Genomic DNA, 17,757 nt, shown 5'->3' with positions numbered 1-17,757 from the left:
ATGAGTAAAATGTTATTTTAATTTGCTCAATTCGAGTGAAGCAGCCAATATAGAGTTGAGGTTTCTCTAACGACGAAAATCAGGACTTGGCTATATCGAGTGAGTATAAACTCACCTGTGAGTTTAATGGGGTATTTAAGGTAGCCATCGTATGAAAATTTTTATTATGCGTCATGGAGAAGCGGGATATTGCGCGACAGGTGATGCGAATCGGCCTTTGACCGATCTTGGAAAGAGTGATTCAGTTTCAGTGATGAAACAGGCGAATGACATACAGAAAATCAGTGTCGATAAGGTGTTGATTAGTCCTTATCTTCGAGCACAAGAAACATGGCAGGAAATCTCTGCTTACGTCGAAGCTCGCAGTATCGAAACTTGCGATGATATAACGCCGTACGGTAAATCAGATCGGGTGTTCGATTATTTGATGGCTTTGGCTGATATTGAGCGGGTCAATTCATTCTTTCTCGTCTCCCACTTACCTTTGGTCGGTTACTTGACCAGTGAATTCGTCAGAGACATGCCGGCACCGATGTTTCCAACATCTGGATTAGCCTGTCTTGATTATGTCCCTGAAACACAACAGGGTGAGTTATTGTGGCGTCTTGCGCCGAAGTAGCTTGTCGGTGATCGCGGTTCGAGACGGGTTTACAGACTTTTGTCAGAAAGGGAGGAACATTGAAACAGTCTGTCCCTCCCAATCTGGAACCAAAGAGGAAGTCATGTTCGGTCATTGACGTTTGTCTCTTGTGATGATTTCCGAGTGATTGATTTCCTATCTTTGTTATATCTTATGATGACGCCCGTCTGTCTGACGATGGCGTCATTTCTATTATCTATTCCTTATTCAGTCCTATTATTCTGGTGTGAACCATCTCATTTCAATGTGATGAGATGGCCAAGCGGGTGAGCCATAAATTTGACATGTTTATGGTGCAATTATTGCATGAACCGAGGAATCCAGAAATTCCCAATGACGGGCTGACGTTTAGGCTCTTCAACTTCCAACAGAGAATTATAAACGGTCATCTATGAAGTTTACGCTGCCATTTGCTGACAAATTATCCGCTATGCCACGGCGAACGATCCCTGCTATCGGTGCCCCGGTCATGGTACTTGCAACGCTGGGGATGGTGGTTTTGCCTATCCCGGCGTTTATGTTGGACCTCTTTTTTACGTTTAACATTGCTTTGTCAATGGTCGTCTTGTTGGTGACTGTATATACGCGCAGGCCCCTTGACTTCGCTGCTTTTCCTTCCGTATTGCTCATCGCCACATTACTGCGTTTAGCATTGAACGTTGCATCGACCCGGGTTGTTTTATTATATGGTCATGGTGGCCCGGGGGCTGCCGGTAGTGTGATCGAAGCATTCGGTAGTGTGGTGATTGGTGGCAACTATGCTGTGGGTCTGGTTGTTTTCCTGATTTTGATGATTATTAACTTTATGGTTGTCACCAAAGGGGCTGGCCGGATTTCTGAAGTAAGTGCTCGCTTTACGTTGGATGCCTTGCCCGGGAAACAGATGGCAATTGATGCTGATTTGAATGCAGGGTTGATAGATCAGGAACAAGCGCGTCTTCGTCGGTTTGAAGTGACAAAAGAAGCTGACTTCTACGGTTCGATGGATGGTGCTTCAAAGTTTGTGAAAGGCGATGCGATAGCGGGGATTCTCATCCTATTCATCAATATTGTTGGTGGGTTGACTATTGGGATGATCCAGTATGATCTGAGTTTCGGTGAGGCAATTCAGATATATACCTTACTGACGATCGGTGATGGTCTGGTCGCTCAAATTCCGTCGTTGCTCCTGTCCATCGGTGCGGCGATCATGGTGACGCGTCAAAATACCGATGAAGATATGGGGCAACAGGTAATTTTCCAGTTGTTCGATAATCCAAAAGCACTGATGATCACGGCTGCAATTTTAGGGGTAATGGGAGTCGTGCCCGGAATGCCTCATTTTGCTTTTTTACTCTTGGCTTGTCTGGCGGGTGGCGGTGCCTATTTGTTACATAAAAAACAGAGCAAAGTCGCTGAAAATGAACAATTACCCGCAGAAATCGATGCCGAATCTCCGAAGTTAAAAGAGCTGTCTTGGGATGACGTTCAGCCAGTTGATATCATTGGACTGGAAGTCGGTTACCGGTTAATTCCGCTGGTGGACCGCGATCAAGGTGGTGAATTATTAGAGCGGGTAAAAGGCGTCAGGAAAAAACTTTCACAAGATTTCGGCTTTTTGATCCCGCCCGTTCATATCCGAGATAATCTCGAGTTAACCCCGAACAGTTATCGGATCACATTGATGGGGGTTGCTGTCGGTGAAGCTGAAATTCGGCCTGATCAGGAGTTGGCGATTAATCCGGGGCAAGTCTATGGATTGATTGATGGTGAGCAGACCTTTGATCCAGCGTTTGGTTTAGAAGCGGTTTGGATTCGTGAAGATCAGCGAGAACATGCGCAGGCCTTGGGCTATACCGTTGTCGATTCATCAACAGTGTTAGCGACCCATTTGAGTCAGTTACTCACCAATAATGCTGCCCAACTGATTGGCCACGAAGAAGTTCAGAATTTGTTGGAGATGTTATCGCGCAGTGCGCCAAAACTGGTTGAAAACTTTGTACCGGACCAACTGCCGTTAGGCACCGTCGTTAAGGTTCTGCAAAATTTATTGAATGAGGCGATTCCGATTCGTGACATCCGAACCATTGTTCAAACCCTCGCTGAATATTCTGGAAAGAGTCAAGAACCTGACATTTTGACAGCGGCTGCCCGGATTTCCCTGAGACGTTTAATTGTTCAGGAAATCAATGGTATAGAGCCTGAATTGCCAGTGATTACATTGATTCCTGAACTGGAACAATTATTGCATCAAACAATGCAAGCGTCAGGTGGAGAGTCTGCAGGGATTGAACCCGGTCTCGCTGAGCGACTTCAATCTTCTTTGAGTCAGGCGACTCAAGAACAGGAGTTGAAAGGTGAGCCGGCTGTTTTACTTACATCCGGTGTTCTGCGCGCCACTCTGGCTAAATTTGTGAAAAATACGATACCCAACTTGCGCGTACTTTCCTATCAGGAGATTCCTGACGAGAAACAGATTCGAATTGTACAGGCTGTCGGTAACTAGCAGATAAACATGATGGTGGGTTGCTGCTTTGAAGATAAAACGATTTTTTGCTAAAGATATGAAAACGGCATTACTTCAAGTGAAAGAAGAACTTGGAGTAGATGCGGTGATCATGTCTAATAAAAAAGTTGCAGGTGGGGTAGAAATCGTTGCTGCGGTTGACAGCGATACTGTCGCTCCCAAAACACAAGCTCACGGTTATAATTCTCAACCGCGTTACCGAGATACGCCTTCACCTTCAGTCGGTTCATCCGGACGACGTGAGCTAGAAGAGGATCGCGTCCAACTCGGTCAACGGACGGCGGCAACGCTTCAGAAACCACAACGGCAGCAACAGTCGTCGAATCAACGTGGTTCAATGACCAACCGCTTTGCCAATTTACTGAAACAGTATACCCCAACTCAGTCAGACGAAGAGCCGACACGAGAAGATTCTTTATCGTCTTTGCTACAGCGTCAAACCAAAGAAAAACACACTTCAGCGAGCAATGGTGCTTCACGCAGCGGAGAGAATTCGCCTGTCAGTCGGTGGGAAGAGCGCGAAGAATTTCACAAGCCTCAACTGGATCCTTCCCGTTATGAACGTCGCCAGAAACGCGAAGAAGATGTGCAGAATTCACAGGATCTTGATTTGATGAAAGAAGACATTAATTCGATTCGTCGTCTTCTGGAACATCAGGTTTCTGGCTTAATGTGGCAGGAAGTTGAGCGTCGAGAGCCTCTCCGGGCCATGTTAATTAAGCGATTGTCTCGGATGGGATTGTCGCTGGAACTGGCGGATCAGCTTGCTTGTTATATACCGGAAGACACCCCGCCACCTAAAGCATGGCGCGCTTTACTTGGGTTAGTGTCAGATCAGATTCCGGTCGTCAATCAGGATATTTTAAAGCGGGGCGGGATTGTCGCCTTGCTCGGGCCCACTGGTGTCGGGAAGACAACAACAGTTGCAAAATTGGCTGCCAGAGCAGCAATGGAATACGGTTCGGATAATGTCGCGCTGGTCACAACGGATACTTATCGTATTGGTGCCCATGAGCAGTTAGCGATATATGGCAGAATTATGGGATGCCCAGTAAAAGTTGCTAAAGATTCCAACGAGTTAGCCGATGTAGTTCAACAGTTACGAAATCGACGTCTGATTCTTGTGGATACAGCAGGTATGGGGCAACGAGATGTGCGCTTGTCTGAGCAACTTGACACTTTAATGCAGGATCGCGGTGGCGTGATCAAAAGTTATTTAGTTTTACCAGCAACAGCACAAAGAAAGGTACTTCAGGAAACCATCGACCACTTCAGACGAATTCCCTTATCTGGATGCATCATGACTAAATTAGATGAATCTTTGAGTCTGGGAGAGTTTGTGAGTGTTGTGGTTGAAAATGCGTTACCAGTCGCTTATATCGCGAATGGCCAGCGTGTCCCTGAAGATATTGTGATTGCTCAGCCAAAATATATGGTAGCGAAAGCGAACGAATTGCTAGAGAAGTCGGCTGACAATGAGCCTCACTACTGGAGCAGTGACTCAGAGAGAATCTAGGCGGCGAATAAATATGACAGATAAAATGATTTTCGACCAAGCAAGCGGCCTACGCCGTTTAAGCCAACCGACACTGACAAAAGTGATTGCAGTGACTGGTGGAAAAGGTGGTGTTGGTAAAACCAATGTCACTTTGGGTATGGCAATGAGTATGGCTCGTCAGGGCAAAAAAGTGATGGTACTTGATGCTGACCTGGGATTGGCAAATGTAGATGTCATGTTAGGTATTCGTCCCAAAAAGAACCTGGGACATGTCCTGGCTGGTGAGTGTGAGTTAAAAGATGCTATCGTTGAAGGGCCATATGGGATTAGAATTATCCCGGCAACTTCCGGTACTAAGTCCATGGTTGAATTATCCCATGCGCAACATGTCGGGTTAATTCGGGCATTTGGCAGCCTAGAAGAAGAAATGGATGTGCTGTTGGTTGACACTGCAGCTGGTATTTCTGATATGGTTGTAAGCTTCGCCCGGGCGGCTCAGGATGTGGTGGTGGTGGTTTGTGATGAACCAACGTCAATTACCGATGCTTATGCTTTAATCAAGTTACTAAGTCGTGAGCATCAGGTACAGCGTTTTAAGATTGTTGCAAACATGGTGCGGAGTTATCGGGAAGGTCGTGAGTTGTTCGCGAAGTTGACCTTAGTCACAGAGCGGTTCCTCAATGTCGGTATAGAACTCGTCGCATGTATACCTTTAGACGATAATGTACGTCAGGCTGTGAAAAAGCAGAAAATTATTGTTGATGCATTTCCTCGTTCACCGGCATCGCTCGCGATTAGCTCTTTGGCGAATAAAGCATTAACATGGCCGATACCCAAAACACCGAGCGGCCATTTGGAATTTTTTGTTGAACGGTTGCTAAATCGAACTGAAATAGTAGGGGAACCTTTTGGTGAATAAGGCGCTGACGTACGATCAATATGGAAATCTCAATAATCAGCAGGCTTTTCTGGAAAAGTATTCTGTATTGGTTAAGCGTATCGCACACCACTTGATCGGGCGGTTACCGCCGAGTGTTCAGGTCGAAGATTTGATTCAAGCGGGAATGATCGGACTACTCGAAGCGCAAAAAAACTATGATAATAGTAAAGGTGCCAGTTTTGAAACTTATGCGGGGATCCGTATCCGTGGCGCAATGTTGGATGATATTCGTCGCGGAGACTGGGTTCCTCGCTCTGTCCATAAATATAATCGTGAGATCAGCCAAGCAATTTCGGTACTTGAAGGTGAATTAAATCGTGAACCGACCGATACAGAAGTTGCTAAGTATCTGGGAATGTCGTTAGATCAATATCATGGCGTCATTACCGATATAAATAGTTCTCGGATTGTTGGCATCGAAGATTTAGGTGTTTCTGATGATGCAATATCACCTTTTGATAGTGATGATGATAATTCACCATTTAAAGGTGTTGCTGACGAATCATTTCGTAAAGCATTGGTTGAATCAATAAAATCGCTTCCTGAACGTGAAGCTTTAGTACTTTCGCTCTATTATGATGAAGAGCTAAACTTAAAAGAAATTGGTGAAGTGCTTGGTGTGAGTGAGTCTCGCGTAAGCCAAATATTAAGCCAAACCATGCAGCGTTTAAGAACAAAGCTGCGTTCTTGGACACAAAATGACTAAATATCACTGATCTCATACTCAGTGGAGGCAATTTTGAATAAAAACATGAAAATCCTTATTGTTGACGATTTTTCAACAATGCGCCGAATAGTGAAAAACCTGCTCCGCGACTTGGGTTTTAATAATACTCAAGAAGCTGATGACGGGTTAACGGCTTTGCCTATGCTTAAGAAAGGTGATTTTGACTTTGTCGTAACCGACTGGAATATGCCGGGAATGCAAGGGATTGATTTACTGAAACACATTCGTTCTGATGAAGAGCTTAAGCACCTTCCTGTGTTAATGATTACAGCCGAAGCGAAGCGTGAGCAAATTATTGAAGCTGCTCAGGCAGGTGTAAATGGCTATATTGTCAAACCATTTACAGCGGCTACGCTTAAGGAAAAGTTGGATAAAATCTTTGAGCGTTTATAAGTCTTGAACTTTGATCTGAGTATCTGATCAGGTAAGAGAAACATTTATTCGCGTATAAAGGCTCTTCAGGATGATTGAATTAGAACAAGCACAACAGCTCGTCCATTTATTGGAAAGCGGCAAAAGAGAAGAAGCGAATGCATTATTGGTGGGAATATACAAGTCTAAGTCTGCTGATCCGATGTTTCGGCAGATTGGCGAGCTGACCCGAGAACTGCATGAGTCAATCAAGGAATTCACCGTTGATGAACGGATGAGTGAGATTGCGACAGCTGAAATTCCAGATGCAAAAGACCGCCTCCAGTATGTCATTTCCAAAACCGAGGTTGCTGCTAACAAAACGATGGATGCCGTTGACCGCTGTATGCCTATCGCTGATCAATTGCACCAGACACTTCTGGATGTTCGTCCTCAATGGAACGAGCTCATGAAGGGCCGAATCGCATTAGATGAGTTTAAAGCACTTTGCCATAGAATTGATGACCTACTCAGTCAGATTGAAGGTGATAGTTCGGAGTTACGTGGTGAATTGATGGACATTCTCATGGCTCAAGATTTCCAAGACCTGACAGGTCAGATTATTCGACGGGTTATCACACTGGTTAATGAAGTTGAGCAGCGGTTGGTCGATATTCTTACTGTGTTTGGAACAGAGCAATCAGAAGAACAAGAAGATAAGACAAAACATCAAGCCACTGCTCCTGAGGGGCCAATTTTGAACCCTCATGAAAGAAGTGATGCTGTTTCATCTCAAGACGAAGTTGACGATTTGTTATCGAGTCTTGGTTTTTAGAGGTGCCGTATGAGCTACGAATTAGACGAAGATATTTTACAGGATTTTTTAGTTGAGGCAGGTGAGATAATAGAGCTGTTGTCCGAGCAGTTGGTTGAGCTTGAAAATAATCCTGAAGATAACGACCTTTTAAATGCAATTTTTCGGGGGTTCCATACGGTCAAAGGGGGCGCTGGTTTCCTTGCTTTAACTGAGTTGGTTGCAACCTGTCACGGTGCAGAAAATGTCTTTGACATATTACGGAACAGACAGAGAACCGTCACATCTGGCCTTATGGATACGATGTTACGGGCTTTAGATACTGTAAATGAACAGTTCCAAGCGGTACAAGATCGTGAACCACTCGAACCTGCAGATCCTGCCTTACTTGAAGAATTACATCGACTTTCTCAACCCGCTTCAGCAGATGAAGATGAATCTGAGGATGCCGGACAATCTCCAGAGGCATCAGTGCCCGATGACGAGCCCGCAACACCGGTTGAGGATGTCTCTCAACCAACACCACCAGAAAACAACGCGACTTCTGAATCGGCAAGTACCAACTCGATTGATGAGATTACCCAAGATGAGTTTGAGCAATTGCTTGATGAACTCCATGGTAAGGGAAAGTCTCCGGTACATGGGGCTCCATCAACATCCAATGAGTCTGCACCAAAAGAGTCTAAAGCATCATCACCGCAGCATACAGTAAGTGATAGTGGTGATATTACCGATGACGAATTTGAAAAGTTACTTGATGAGTTGCACGGTGTTGGGAAGGGGCCTTCAGTTGAAGATGACGCACCTGTTACGACACCGCCACCGAAGAAAACACCAGCAGCAGATTCAACTGCTCAGTCGTCAGCACCGGCCTCAAGTGGTAGTGACAGTGATCTGATGACCGATGACGAGTTCGAAAAATTACTGGACGAGTTACATGGTGCTGGCAAAGGACCATCTATAGAAGAGCTGGAAATGGCGGTCAGACCGGCATCAGCTAATGTTGAACCTGCTGTGAAGGCAGAGCCTCCGAAAAAAGAATCTGCAGCACCAAAGGCTAGTACGCAGGCGAAACCAGCGGTTACTCCGCCAGTTAAAGAGAAACCAGAAGCGCAAACACAGGTTGCGAAACGGGAATCTAAGGAAGTCGCTGCCGCGAAAAAACCACAGGCTGAAGCGAGTGTCCGTGTGGATACATCTACACTGGATACCATCATGAACATGGTTGGTGAGTTGGTTCTTGTTCGCAACCGCCTGTTGAGTCTTGGCTTGAACAGCAATGATGAAGAAATGTCAAAAGCTGTATCGAATTTAGACGTTGTGACGGCTGATCTGCAAGGCGCTGTCATGAAAACGAGAATGCAGCCGATCAAGAAAGTATTCGGCCGTTTTCCTCGTGTTGTTCGGGATTTGGCGAGAAGCCTGAAGAAAGACATTGTGCTGGAAATGCGCGGTGAAGATACTGACTTGGATAAAAACCTCGTTGAGGCACTGGCAGACCCACTGATTCACTTGGTCCGTAACTCTGTTGACCATGGGATTGAAATGCCGGATGAGCGGGTGAAAACTGGTAAGTCTCGAACTGGGAAAGTGCTGCTATCTGCATCGCAAGAAGGTGACCATATTGAACTTTGCATCATCGACGATGGTGCGGGTATGAACCCGGATAAACTGAGAGGTATTGCCGTTAAGAAAGGGCTGATGGATGAAGATGCCGCTTCTCGTTTGACCAATAAAGAGTGTTTTAACCTCATCTTTATGCCGGGATTCTCCAGTAAAGAACAGATTTCTGACATCTCTGGTCGTGGTGTTGGTATGGACGTGGTTAAGACAGCGATTAATACACTCAATGGTTCTATCGACATCGACTCTGAGATTGGCAAAGGCACCAAAATTGCCATCAAGGTTCCGTTGACATTGGCAATTCTGCCGACACTGATGGTCGGTGTCGCAGGAAGCCCATTTGCGTTGCCGCTGGCAAGTGTGAGTGAGATTTTCCATCTGGATTTGAGTCGAACGAATGTGGTTGACGGACAGTTGACTATTATCGTACGCGAAAAATCTATCCCCTTGTTCTATTTGCAGAACTGGCTTGCGCCTCGTCAAGGTATCATTGAGCACCGTAAAGGGCATGGACATGTTGTCATTGTACAGTTGGGGAATCAAAGAGTTGGTTTCGTCGTAGATACATTGATAGGACAGGAAGAAGTCGTGATTAAGCCGTTGGATAATTTGCTGCAAGGAACACCGGGAATGGCTGGCGCAACAATTACCAGTGATGGGCATATAGCATTAATACTGGATGTTCCTGATTTATTGAAAAACTATGCTGCTGCATCTCGCATCTAACTGATTGGTGGAATAAGGGAAAATATGGCGATAAGAGTTTTAGTGGTTGATGACTCAAGTTTTTTCAGACGTCGTGTTAGTGAAATCATTAACTCGGAATCGCGTTTAGAAGTCATTGACGTCGCAATCAATGGTCGAGAAGCTGTTGAAAAAGCAAAAAGCTTGAATCCAGATGTCATTACCATGGATGTAGAGATGCCCGTGTTAGACGGTATTTCTGCTGTGAGAGAAATAATGGCAGATAATCCGACGCCAATATTGATGTTCTCTTCCCTTACTCATGATGGTGCGAAAGCGACACTGGATGCTCTCGATGCTGGTGCGATGGACTTTCTGCCCAAGAAATTTGAAGACATTGCCCGTAACCGTGATGAAGCGGTGACGTTGTTACAACAGCGAGTTTTAGAGATTGCGCGAAAGAAAGCGTATCTTCGTCGTGTCTCTCCGCTTTCTTCTCGTTCGAACACAACAACTTCCACGCGGACTCAGACGACCACACGAACGACTCGTCCTTTAAGTGGTAGTGTCAATACGGTACCGACTCGCTTTAAAGCAAGTGGTAAACGATATCAATTGACTGCTATCGGTACATCAACCGGAGGCCCGGTTGCGCTGCAAAAAATACTGGTGAAGTTACCCGCGAATTATCCTCATCCTATTTTGTTGATCCAGCATATGCCAGCGACTTTTACAGCAGCTTTTGCCAGCCGTCTTGATTCTTTATGTCAGATATCGGTGAAAGAAGCAGCTGATGGTGATGTTTTACAGCCCGGGGTTGCTTACTTGGCTCCCGGTGGTAAACAGATGATGATCGAAGGTCGGGCAGGCGCTGCCAAAATTCGTATTCTTGATGGTGGCGAACGGATGAACTATAAACCTTGTGTCGATGTGACATTTGGTTCTGCATCAAAGGTATACGCAGATAAAGTCCTTTCAATCGTATTAACCGGTATGGGTGCTGATGGGCGAGAAGGTGCCCGGATGTTGAAACAAGCAGGAGCAACGATTTGGGCACAAGACGAAGAGAGTTGTGTCGTTTATGGCATGCCACAGGCTGTTGCTAAAGCGGGAATATCGTCTGAAAGTTTGCCTTTGGAACGTATTGCTGAGCGTATTTTAGTAGAAGTGGGTCTTGCATAAGGAAAACCGATGATTGTTTGGAGTATTGCCAATCAAAAAGGTGGAGTAGGAAAAACAACGACAACGATTACGTTGGCTGGCCTGTTATGCAAAAAAGGTCATCGGGTACTTCTAGTGGATACTGACCCACACGCTTCACTGACGACTTATCTCGGTTATGATTCTGATCATGTTGAGTCAAGTTTATTCGACCTGTTCCAGTTGCCATCTTTGAATGAAGAATCAGTCCGTCCTCTTGTGATTGAAACTGATATTGAAGGGATGGATCTGATTCCGGCTCATATGTCTCTGGCAACGCTGGATCGTGTGATGGGTAACCGAAGTGGCATGGGATTGATTCTAAAGAAAGCTTTGTTAGCTCTTCGTCACCAATATGATTATGTATTGATTGATTGCCCGCCTATTTTGGGGGTGATGATGGTCAATGCCTTAGCGGCCAGCGATCGAATTTTGATTCCAGTTCAGACTGAATTTCTGGCAATGAAAGGTTTGGAGCGGATGGTGCGGACGCTCAGTATCATGCAGAAGTCACGTAGTCGAGAGTTTAAAGTGACGATTGTTCCGACGATGTATGACAAAAGAACAAGAGCCTCGCTACAGACATTAACTCAGTTGAAGAAAGATTATCCGGAGCAGGTCTGGACGTCTGCCGTGCCGATTGATACGAAGTTCAGAGATGCGAGTCTGAAACGTCTGCCTGCGTCTCACTTTGCTGAAGGAAGTCGGGGGGTATTTGCATACAAACAATTGCTTATCTACTTAGAGAGGTTGGCGATTAATGAATCGTGATGTCGCGTTATCGAGTGAACAAGCTTTAGACGATTACTTTGCTGCCTTATTAGATGAAGAGGCAGGGGAGTTAGAGCTGGTTCAAGAAAAAAACGCACAAGTTTCGCAAGAACCTGAAGTTGTACCACAATTACAGGCACAGCGTGTTAGTGTTATTCAACCATCTGAGACTCATCAACATGATGAAGCGTCGTTTCCGAATCTTGAGGATGTACAGCGGCTCTTGAATCAGATGGAATCATCGAATCCAGTTGATGAAATTGAAGATATTGAAGCATTGTTGGATAAAAATACTCTGGACATCTCCGGGTATCACGATGCAGTTGTTGATGAGAATGAGATTCAGGGTTGGGATATTGACCTGCAATCTGAAGATGTAATTGAAGTTGCAACGTCATCTGATGTCGATATTTCATCGGATGATGTATTGGAAGACGAGATTGCAACAGCGGAAGTTATAACCGAACCTCTGGCTGTTGAACCTGAACCTGAACCGACAGTTCAGACGGCTCAAGTCGAAGATGTTCAGGAGAATATTGAACAGCAATCGGATACCCAGCCAGAACCACAGACTCAGGTTGGTGGTACCATTGGCGAGATTACTTGGCATAGTACGGAACGGGCTGAAAACTTTCAGGTACTGTATTTTGAAGTCAATGAAATTATATTTGCTGTGCCGTTAGATGAATTAGGTGGTATCCATCGTCTTGAAAAAGTCAGCCATTTAATTGGCAGACCTCAATGGTATCTCGGTTTACAGACGAACCGCGATCAGCAATTGGATGTTGTCGACACTGCCCGTTGGGTGATGTCTGAAAAGTTAACAAATGATAGTTATAAGGACTCCTATCAATACATTGTGATGCTTGGTGACAGTACTTGGGGGCTCGCATGTGATCAATTGAGAGGAACCGAATCATTGAATCCTGAAAAGGTTCGTTGGCGTGAACGGGCAGGAAAACGCCCTTGGCTTGCCGGAATGGTAAAAGAGAAAATGTGTGCTTTGATTCATGTTGAAGCATTAACCGCCATGTTAAAGGCTGGATTAGATGTTAAAGCACTCGATAATGATTAGATTTACCGAAAACATTAGTGTCGGATTCGACTTAGAGAGGATAAGGTATGTCTCATACAAATGAAGTAGAAGTGAAAAAAGATAAGTCTAATGATGAAGTGCTTCAGTGGGTGACGTTCCAGTTAGAGGAAGAAACTTACGGCATTAATGTGATGCAAGTTCGGGAAGTCCTTCGCTATACTGAGATCGCCCCAGTTCCTGGAGCACCTGATTATGTATTAGGAATTATCAACCTACGGGGAAATGTGGTAACAGTTATTGATACCCGCTCTCGTTTTGGTTTGATTGATGGCGAAGTGACCGACAATACTCGAATTATTGTGATTGAGTCAGAACGTCAAGTTATCGGTATTTTGGTTGATAGTGTTGCAGAAGTTGTTTACTTGCGGACCTCTGAAATTGACACGACACCAAGTGTCGGAACGGATGAAAGCTCTAAATTCATTCAGGGTGTCAGTAATCGGGAAGGCAAGCTATTGATTCTGGTTGATCTGAACAAGCTTTTGAATGATGACGAGTGGGATGAAGTGGCTCACTTATAATGTATCGTGACATTTTATTAAGCTTTCCTGTACTGCTTGGGGGAGCTATTTTTGTTGTCTTCTTGTTGCTCTTGATAATATACCGTTTAAGGCGTCTAGTTTTAAAGCAGTCTGAGATGCGTCGTCAGGAGTCAAGGATATTAGATAAATCGCTGCAAAAGGCGAGTAAACAGCTTGTTGAGCTGCGTTCTGTCGTTGTGGGACTGGGGCAAAAAATCTCCGAGCAGGAGCAAATTATTTTGCATCAGGATGAGCGAATTAAAGAATTAGAACAGCAAGACAGCGATGCCCGACTTTACACCCGTGCTTCAAAAATGGTGCAGTTGGGGGCTGATATCAATGAATTAATTGAAGAATGTGAGTTGCCTAAAGCAGAAGCAGAATTGATGCTTTCACTCCAGAAGAAACTTTCCGGAGAGGAAAAAGTGCCACCGTTGAGGTCGCGTCCGGAAGGCGGGCCAGTCAAACGGAAAGTCTCTCCGAAAAAGTAAAGTGTATAAATTGATTGAAAAAGGAGTCTGCGGACTTCTTTTTTATTACATGTAAAAATACCGCAGGGCGTATGATACATGCATTGCAAGGTTGTTTGCTGCTGCGGTTATTCGTCGAGACTTTTTCAATCCTGAATCACAAAAGTGTGCTAAATTTCTCCGAAGGTATGCTGAATCAGTAGCGATGATTTGTCGAAATTGTTTGAGCTGAGACAGAGTGTAGCGGAGTCACATTCGAAATATGGTTATCAACAAGCTAATCTGGCTATTCGGAGAGTCGGTTGACGTTGTTATTGATAAACGATATGAATATACTTAGCAGGTTTTGAGTAGCCGATCATAGGACGCAACGATTTATCGGATTGAACGCTCATATCTGAATCAGAAAAGAAAACGGAAAAATAAAATGAATGACCGTATCAAGCGGCTTTGTCTAGGCTTTATTCTACTGGTTTTGGTTGGATGCAGTACAACGGATCATGTTGACCCACAGAACCCTAATGCATCGATAAATGATCCGCTTGAAGGCGTCAATCGCAGTTTTTGGACTCTGAATTACGATTATCTTGACCCTTACGTGATCAGACCCGTCTCTCTCGCTTATGTGGATCATGTACCCAATCCGATTCGCCGGGCAATTGCGAACTTTTTCTCGAATCTTGATGAGCCGTCAAGCATGATAAATAACTTACTTATGGGAAATGGCCACCAAGCGTTAGATCATTTTAACCGGTTTTGGTTGAATACGACTTTTGGATTGTTCGGATTAATTGATCTAGCATCTGAAGCTGGGATTACCAAGGCCGATCAGAAAGGATTTGGGGATGCGCTTGGGCACTATGGGGTTGGGAATGGCCCATATCTGATGGTACCCGCGGCCGGACCTTATACGCCCCGTGCAGCAACGGATTTAGTGGATGAAACCTACGCTCCACTCTCTTACTTGAATATTTGGGGGAGTGTTTCAAAATTTATTTTTGAAGGGATGGAAAGCCGGGCTGCATTGGTGAATCAGGAATCCATGTTGAAGGACTCTCCCGATCCTTATGCATTGACCCGCGAAATCTACTTACAACATCAGGATTTCAAAGCTGAAATTGAGAAAAAAGAGACCTATGATCCGGAGCAGGAAGAATTATTTGACCAATATATGAGTGAGTAAACGTGATCATCGGACTTATATCTTGAGGTGGCTGATTCAGGTAGACATGGTTCGGCCACTGAAATACTCGTTTTCTACAATATATTCGGTATTTCGAATCAGTTCATCTAACAAGACCGGTGTTGGCCGTGATTCACCATCAGCTGCTTCTAAAACGGGGATGACCGCTCCGACACGTATATTGAATGGTGTCAGTTCTTTTGCCCAGCTTTGGGTAAACCCAGTAACCATTGACGCCGAATTTTCAAATCCTTTGAGAGTCTCTTGATCGGTGTTCGAAATGATGTTGACAATCACACCGTCTTTTTTATCACGTCTCATGCGTTCAGCGCTCATCTGACCAAATGAAAAAATTGTCGAAGCCATAATGGTCAGATTATTCGTAAACATTTCTAAAGGCTGCTCATCTGTCACTGAAGGTAATGGGGTGTTAGGCCAGTGATTCACCAAGATATCCGGACCTTCATGATATTTCTCGGTAATAAAATTCAGTAATGCCTCGATTGAACCCGGTGTGTAATCCGGTAGAAAAAAATAGCTGGTACTTGCTGAAAGCTCTCGGATCCTTGTGTAAGTCGCTAACAGATCTTGTTGGTGTATATCTGCCAGGATAATTTTAGCGCCCAGTTGAGCGAAGCGCTCAGCTAATGCACTCCCCAACATCGTTGCTGATGAAGTGATCAGAATAATTGAATCCTTAATATGCATAACTGGCGTTTTCCTGTGGTTCATTATTTTTATTCATGTTTGACTAGCATGGTTGAACCGATCAGGGAACGATGTGAAAAGGGTCAAAGAATATATTTAAAGCTGTACGATGTGATCTGTTTTGGGGGGTAATTCACACAACCATCGGTGTATCACGGGGTGATTACAGAAAAACAGTTAGGCCTGAGCCTGAATCTGAGACAATCTCCGGTTAGTAACCAATTGATTATAAAGATCATAATTTAAAGATTGTGACGGTGTCTGGTCTTCAAGCTGGCGGCGTTGATGACCAGAGAGGTTGTGATAAACCGATTCTTCCAACTGGTGGGTATGCTCAGGGAAGTAAGACAAAGCGTCTGGATGTAAGTAATGCTGAAGTTTTGCCGAATGCATGCCGCCTTGATGAAATTGTAAAGCGATTTGAGCCCCGGATGGATAGCTTTCCTGATCTGAGCGCAAGGGTTGTGGTGATGCCAGAGCAAAGTGTTTTCGTAATTCACTGTCAGTATGATGAGTCGGATCAATCACTTCTGTTGCCGTGTTCTCACGCATATCGTTGGAGAGCATTGCAAGCAGCAAGGCAAAATCGGCGCGTCGATTCTGTGCAATCGCCTGATTGACGTTCTGCCCACATTGCAGCTCGTTGATCAGGTTTGCTTTATCCAGTGTATGTAGGATTTCGGTGGTTTGCGATTGCATCATCTTCTCCGTCTGATGATTACATATCGGCAGGAGTAGAGATGACTTTAATGTCATTCTTGTTGAATTTTATATAAAAAATCCCCTGCCAAGACAGGGGATTTTTTCAAATCCTGAAAGATTCGTAATGACCGAATTACTTCGCCAGATTTTCAGCCACAAAGTTCCAGTTAACCAGAGCCCAGAAAGCACTCATGTAATCAGGACGTACGTTGCGGTAATCGATGTAGTAGGCGTGTTCCCACAGGTCAACAGTCAGCAGTGGGGTTACACCAGCTTCAGTAATTGGTGTTGCTGCATTGGATGTATTGACAATATCCAGAGAACCATCAGCTTTTTTCACCAACCAAGTCCAAGATGAACCAAAGTTGTTGACAGCAGAATCTGTGAATTTTGCTTTGAAATCTTCGAAAGAACCAAACGCCTGATTGATAGCATCAGCAACAGCACCTGTTGGTTCACCACCACCGTTTGGTGACAGGCAGTGCCAGTAGAATGTGTGGTTCCAAATCTGAGCCGCGTTATTGAAAATGCCGCCAGATGAAGTTTTGATGATCTCTTCAAGTGACTTGTTTTCGAATTCTGTACCTGGGATCAGGCCATTCAGCTTAACCACATATGTGTTGTGGTGTTTACCATGGTGATAGTCGAGTGTTTCTGCTGAAATATGAGGTTCCAATGCATCTTTTGCATAAGGAAGAGCGGGAAGTTCAAATGACATTGCTCAGTTCTCCATTGTGTTTGAAAGAGTCACTCTTTCAGTTAGCTTCCAGAGTTATTTTCTTTTGATGTTCGTCAAAACGACTGACTTGGTTCTATTTTAGCAAGTTTTTACTTTATTTAAAGCACTAATTTGTCAACACAACGAGACAGCGTTGTATCCTGAACGAAAGAGACCATAATAATAATAGGCTTTTTATTCTCCGTTAATGATTTAGAATAGCCGATATTTTCAAACGCTCTGACGAGGACATCATGGAAACAATCGATAAAATTAAAAAGCAGATTTCTGACAATTCAATTCTGCTTTATATGAAAGGTTCGCCTAAGCTACCTAGTTGTGGTTTTTCATCTCAGGCAGCACAGGCACTGATGGCTTGTGGAGAAAAATTTGCTTATGTTGATATTCTCCAGAATCCGGATATCCGTGCAGAGTTACCTATTTATGCCCAGTGGCCGACGTTTCCTCAGCTGTGGATAGAAGGTGAGTTGGTTGGTGGTTGTGACATCATTCTGGAAATGTTCCAGAAAGGAGAGCTACAACCGTTGATTAAAGAAGCCGCAGCACGCGCAGAAAAAGAAAAGTAAACTGTATAAATTTACAGT

At 44.5% G+C, this 17,757-nt stretch carries 18 protein-coding genes; 15 read left to right on the top strand and 3 right to left on the bottom strand.

Features of this window, described 5'->3' with window-relative positions:
• Positions 1 to 151 precede the first annotated feature (151 nt).
• From sixA to BSQ33_RS03765, 14 genes are all read left to right on the top strand, one after another.
• Positions 152 to 619, top strand: a complete 468-nt coding sequence (gene sixA, locus BSQ33_RS03830) for a phosphohistidine phosphatase SixA (protein ID WP_088133309.1) — start codon at positions 152 to 154, stop codon at positions 617 to 619.
• Between the two features lie 412 nt (positions 620 to 1,031).
• Complete coding sequence (gene flhA / locus BSQ33_RS03825) at positions 1,032 to 3,125, top strand: flagellar biosynthesis protein FlhA (protein WP_021018784.1); 2,094 nt, start codon at positions 1,032 to 1,034, stop codon at positions 3,123 to 3,125.
• Positions 3,126 to 3,153: 28 nt separating this feature from the next.
• Positions 3,154 to 4,662 carry a flagellar biosynthesis protein FlhF gene (gene flhF / locus BSQ33_RS03820; protein ID WP_027693962.1) on the top strand — a complete coding sequence of 503 codons (1,509 nt, stop codon included), beginning with the start codon at positions 3,154 to 3,156 and terminating at the stop codon, positions 4,660 to 4,662.
• 13 nt (positions 4,663 to 4,675) lie between these two features.
• A complete protein-coding gene (locus BSQ33_RS03815; protein WP_021018786.1) occupies positions 4,676 to 5,563 on the top strand; it encodes a MinD/ParA family protein in 888 nt (295 codons plus the stop codon).
• On the top strand, positions 5,556 to 6,290 hold the full coding sequence (locus BSQ33_RS03810; protein ID WP_021018787.1) for an RNA polymerase sigma factor FliA: 735 nt from the start codon (positions 5,556 to 5,558) through the stop codon (positions 6,288 to 6,290). The genes BSQ33_RS03815 and BSQ33_RS03810 overlap by 8 nt, the downstream gene beginning before the upstream one ends.
• Before the next feature lie 45 nt (positions 6,291 to 6,335).
• Positions 6,336 to 6,704, top strand: coding sequence for a chemotaxis response regulator CheY (gene cheY, locus BSQ33_RS03805; RefSeq protein ID WP_038179952.1), 369 nt, complete (start codon positions 6,336 to 6,338; stop codon positions 6,702 to 6,704).
• Positions 6,705 to 6,774: 70 nt separating this feature from the next.
• Entirely contained in the window at positions 6,775 to 7,497 is a 723-nt protein-coding gene (locus BSQ33_RS03800) for a protein phosphatase CheZ (RefSeq protein WP_021018789.1), read from the top strand.
• A gap of 9 nt (positions 7,498 to 7,506) precedes the next feature.
• Positions 7,507 to 9,825: a chemotaxis protein CheA gene (locus BSQ33_RS03795; RefSeq protein ID WP_088133307.1), complete on the top strand. Its 2,319-nt coding sequence runs from the start codon at positions 7,507 to 7,509 to the stop codon at positions 9,823 to 9,825.
• Positions 9,826 to 9,849: 24 nt separating this feature from the next.
• Complete coding sequence (locus BSQ33_RS03790) at positions 9,850 to 10,965, top strand: protein-glutamate methylesterase/protein-glutamine glutaminase (protein ID WP_021018791.1); 1,116 nt, start codon at positions 9,850 to 9,852, stop codon at positions 10,963 to 10,965.
• Between the two features lie 9 nt (positions 10,966 to 10,974).
• Complete coding sequence (locus tag BSQ33_RS03785; RefSeq protein WP_021018792.1) at positions 10,975 to 11,754, top strand: ParA family protein; 780 nt, start codon at positions 10,975 to 10,977, stop codon at positions 11,752 to 11,754.
• The gene (locus tag BSQ33_RS03780; protein ID WP_088133306.1) at positions 11,744 to 12,829 is read left to right on the top strand and encodes a chemotaxis protein CheW; all 1,086 of its coding nucleotides are present in this window, start codon (positions 11,744 to 11,746) and stop codon (positions 12,827 to 12,829) included. The genes BSQ33_RS03785 and BSQ33_RS03780 overlap by 11 nt, the downstream gene beginning before the upstream one ends.
• Positions 12,830 to 12,876: 47 nt before the next feature.
• Positions 12,877 to 13,371, top strand: coding sequence for a chemotaxis protein CheW (locus BSQ33_RS03775; protein WP_021018794.1), 495 nt, complete (start codon positions 12,877 to 12,879; stop codon positions 13,369 to 13,371).
• A complete protein-coding gene (locus BSQ33_RS03770) occupies positions 13,371 to 13,862 on the top strand; it encodes a DUF2802 domain-containing protein (RefSeq protein WP_021018795.1) in 492 nt (163 codons plus the stop codon). Before BSQ33_RS03775 ends, BSQ33_RS03770 begins: the two co-directional genes overlap by 1 nt.
• Before the next feature lie 406 nt (positions 13,863 to 14,268).
• On the top strand, positions 14,269 to 15,024 hold the full coding sequence (locus tag BSQ33_RS03765) for a VacJ family lipoprotein (RefSeq protein ID WP_088133305.1): 756 nt from the start codon (positions 14,269 to 14,271) through the stop codon (positions 15,022 to 15,024).
• 36 nt (positions 15,025 to 15,060) lie between these two features.
• Here the strand turns inward: BSQ33_RS03765 and BSQ33_RS03760 are convergent, their stop codons facing one another.
• From BSQ33_RS03760 to sodB, 3 genes are all read right to left on the bottom strand, one after another.
• A complete protein-coding gene (locus BSQ33_RS03760; protein ID WP_021018797.1) occupies positions 15,061 to 15,732 on the bottom strand; it encodes an SDR family oxidoreductase in 672 nt (223 codons plus the stop codon).
• A gap of 177 nt (positions 15,733 to 15,909) precedes the next feature.
• Positions 15,910 to 16,434: a VC2046/SO_2500 family protein gene (locus BSQ33_RS03755; protein ID WP_420070617.1), complete on the bottom strand. Its 525-nt coding sequence runs from the start codon at positions 16,432 to 16,434 to the stop codon at positions 15,910 to 15,912.
• A gap of 133 nt (positions 16,435 to 16,567) precedes the next feature.
• Positions 16,568 to 17,152, bottom strand: coding sequence for a superoxide dismutase [Fe] (gene sodB, locus BSQ33_RS03750; protein ID WP_088133304.1), 585 nt, complete (start codon positions 17,150 to 17,152; stop codon positions 16,568 to 16,570).
• Between the two features lie 254 nt (positions 17,153 to 17,406).
• On the opposite strand from sodB, the gene BSQ33_RS03745 reads away from it, so the two are divergent.
• On the top strand, positions 17,407 to 17,739 hold the full coding sequence (locus tag BSQ33_RS03745; RefSeq protein WP_088133303.1) for a Grx4 family monothiol glutaredoxin: 333 nt from the start codon (positions 17,407 to 17,409) through the stop codon (positions 17,737 to 17,739).
• Positions 17,740 to 17,757 lie beyond the last annotated feature (18 nt).

Source organism: Vibrio gazogenes (genome assembly GCF_002196515.1).
Classification (GTDB): domain Bacteria; phylum Pseudomonadota; class Gammaproteobacteria; order Enterobacterales; family Vibrionaceae; genus Vibrio; species Vibrio gazogenes_A.
This window is presented reverse-complemented; position numbering and strand designations above follow the sequence as displayed.

Bases quoted from the DNA above. Each gene is read 5' to 3' on its own strand.
- sixA (WP_088133309.1), top strand. From the start codon at position 152: ATGAAAATTTTTATTATGCGTCATGGAGAAGCGGGATATTGCGCGACA.
- BSQ33_RS03755 (WP_420070617.1), bottom strand. From the start codon at position 16,434: ATGATGCAATCGCAAACCACCGAAATCCTACATACACTGGATAAAGCA.
- BSQ33_RS03785 (WP_021018792.1), top strand. From the start codon at position 10,975: ATGATTGTTTGGAGTATTGCCAATCAAAAAGGTGGAGTAGGAAAAACA.
- sodB (WP_088133304.1), bottom strand. From the start codon at position 17,152: ATGTCATTTGAACTTCCCGCTCTTCCTTATGCAAAAGATGCATTGGAA.
- flhA (WP_021018784.1), top strand. From the start codon at position 1,032: ATGAAGTTTACGCTGCCATTTGCTGACAAATTATCCGCTATGCCACGG.
- BSQ33_RS03765 (WP_088133305.1), top strand. From the start codon at position 14,269: ATGAATGACCGTATCAAGCGGCTTTGTCTAGGCTTTATTCTACTGGTT.
- BSQ33_RS03775 (WP_021018794.1), top strand. From the start codon at position 12,877: ATGTCTCATACAAATGAAGTAGAAGTGAAAAAAGATAAGTCTAATGAT.
- BSQ33_RS03780 (WP_088133306.1), top strand. From the start codon at position 11,744: ATGAATCGTGATGTCGCGTTATCGAGTGAACAAGCTTTAGACGATTAC.
- BSQ33_RS03790 (WP_021018791.1), top strand. From the start codon at position 9,850: ATGGCGATAAGAGTTTTAGTGGTTGATGACTCAAGTTTTTTCAGACGT.
- BSQ33_RS03760 (WP_021018797.1), bottom strand. From the start codon at position 15,732: ATGCATATTAAGGATTCAATTATTCTGATCACTTCATCAGCAACGATG.
- BSQ33_RS03795 (WP_088133307.1), top strand. From the start codon at position 7,507: ATGAGCTACGAATTAGACGAAGATATTTTACAGGATTTTTTAGTTGAG.
- BSQ33_RS03815 (WP_021018786.1), top strand. From the start codon at position 4,676: ATGACAGATAAAATGATTTTCGACCAAGCAAGCGGCCTACGCCGTTTA.
- BSQ33_RS03800 (WP_021018789.1), top strand. From the start codon at position 6,775: ATGATTGAATTAGAACAAGCACAACAGCTCGTCCATTTATTGGAAAGC.
- BSQ33_RS03745 (WP_088133303.1), top strand. From the start codon at position 17,407: ATGGAAACAATCGATAAAATTAAAAAGCAGATTTCTGACAATTCAATT.
- cheY (WP_038179952.1), top strand. From the start codon at position 6,336: ATGAAAATCCTTATTGTTGACGATTTTTCAACAATGCGCCGAATAGTG.
- BSQ33_RS03770 (WP_021018795.1), top strand. From the start codon at position 13,371: ATGTATCGTGACATTTTATTAAGCTTTCCTGTACTGCTTGGGGGAGCT.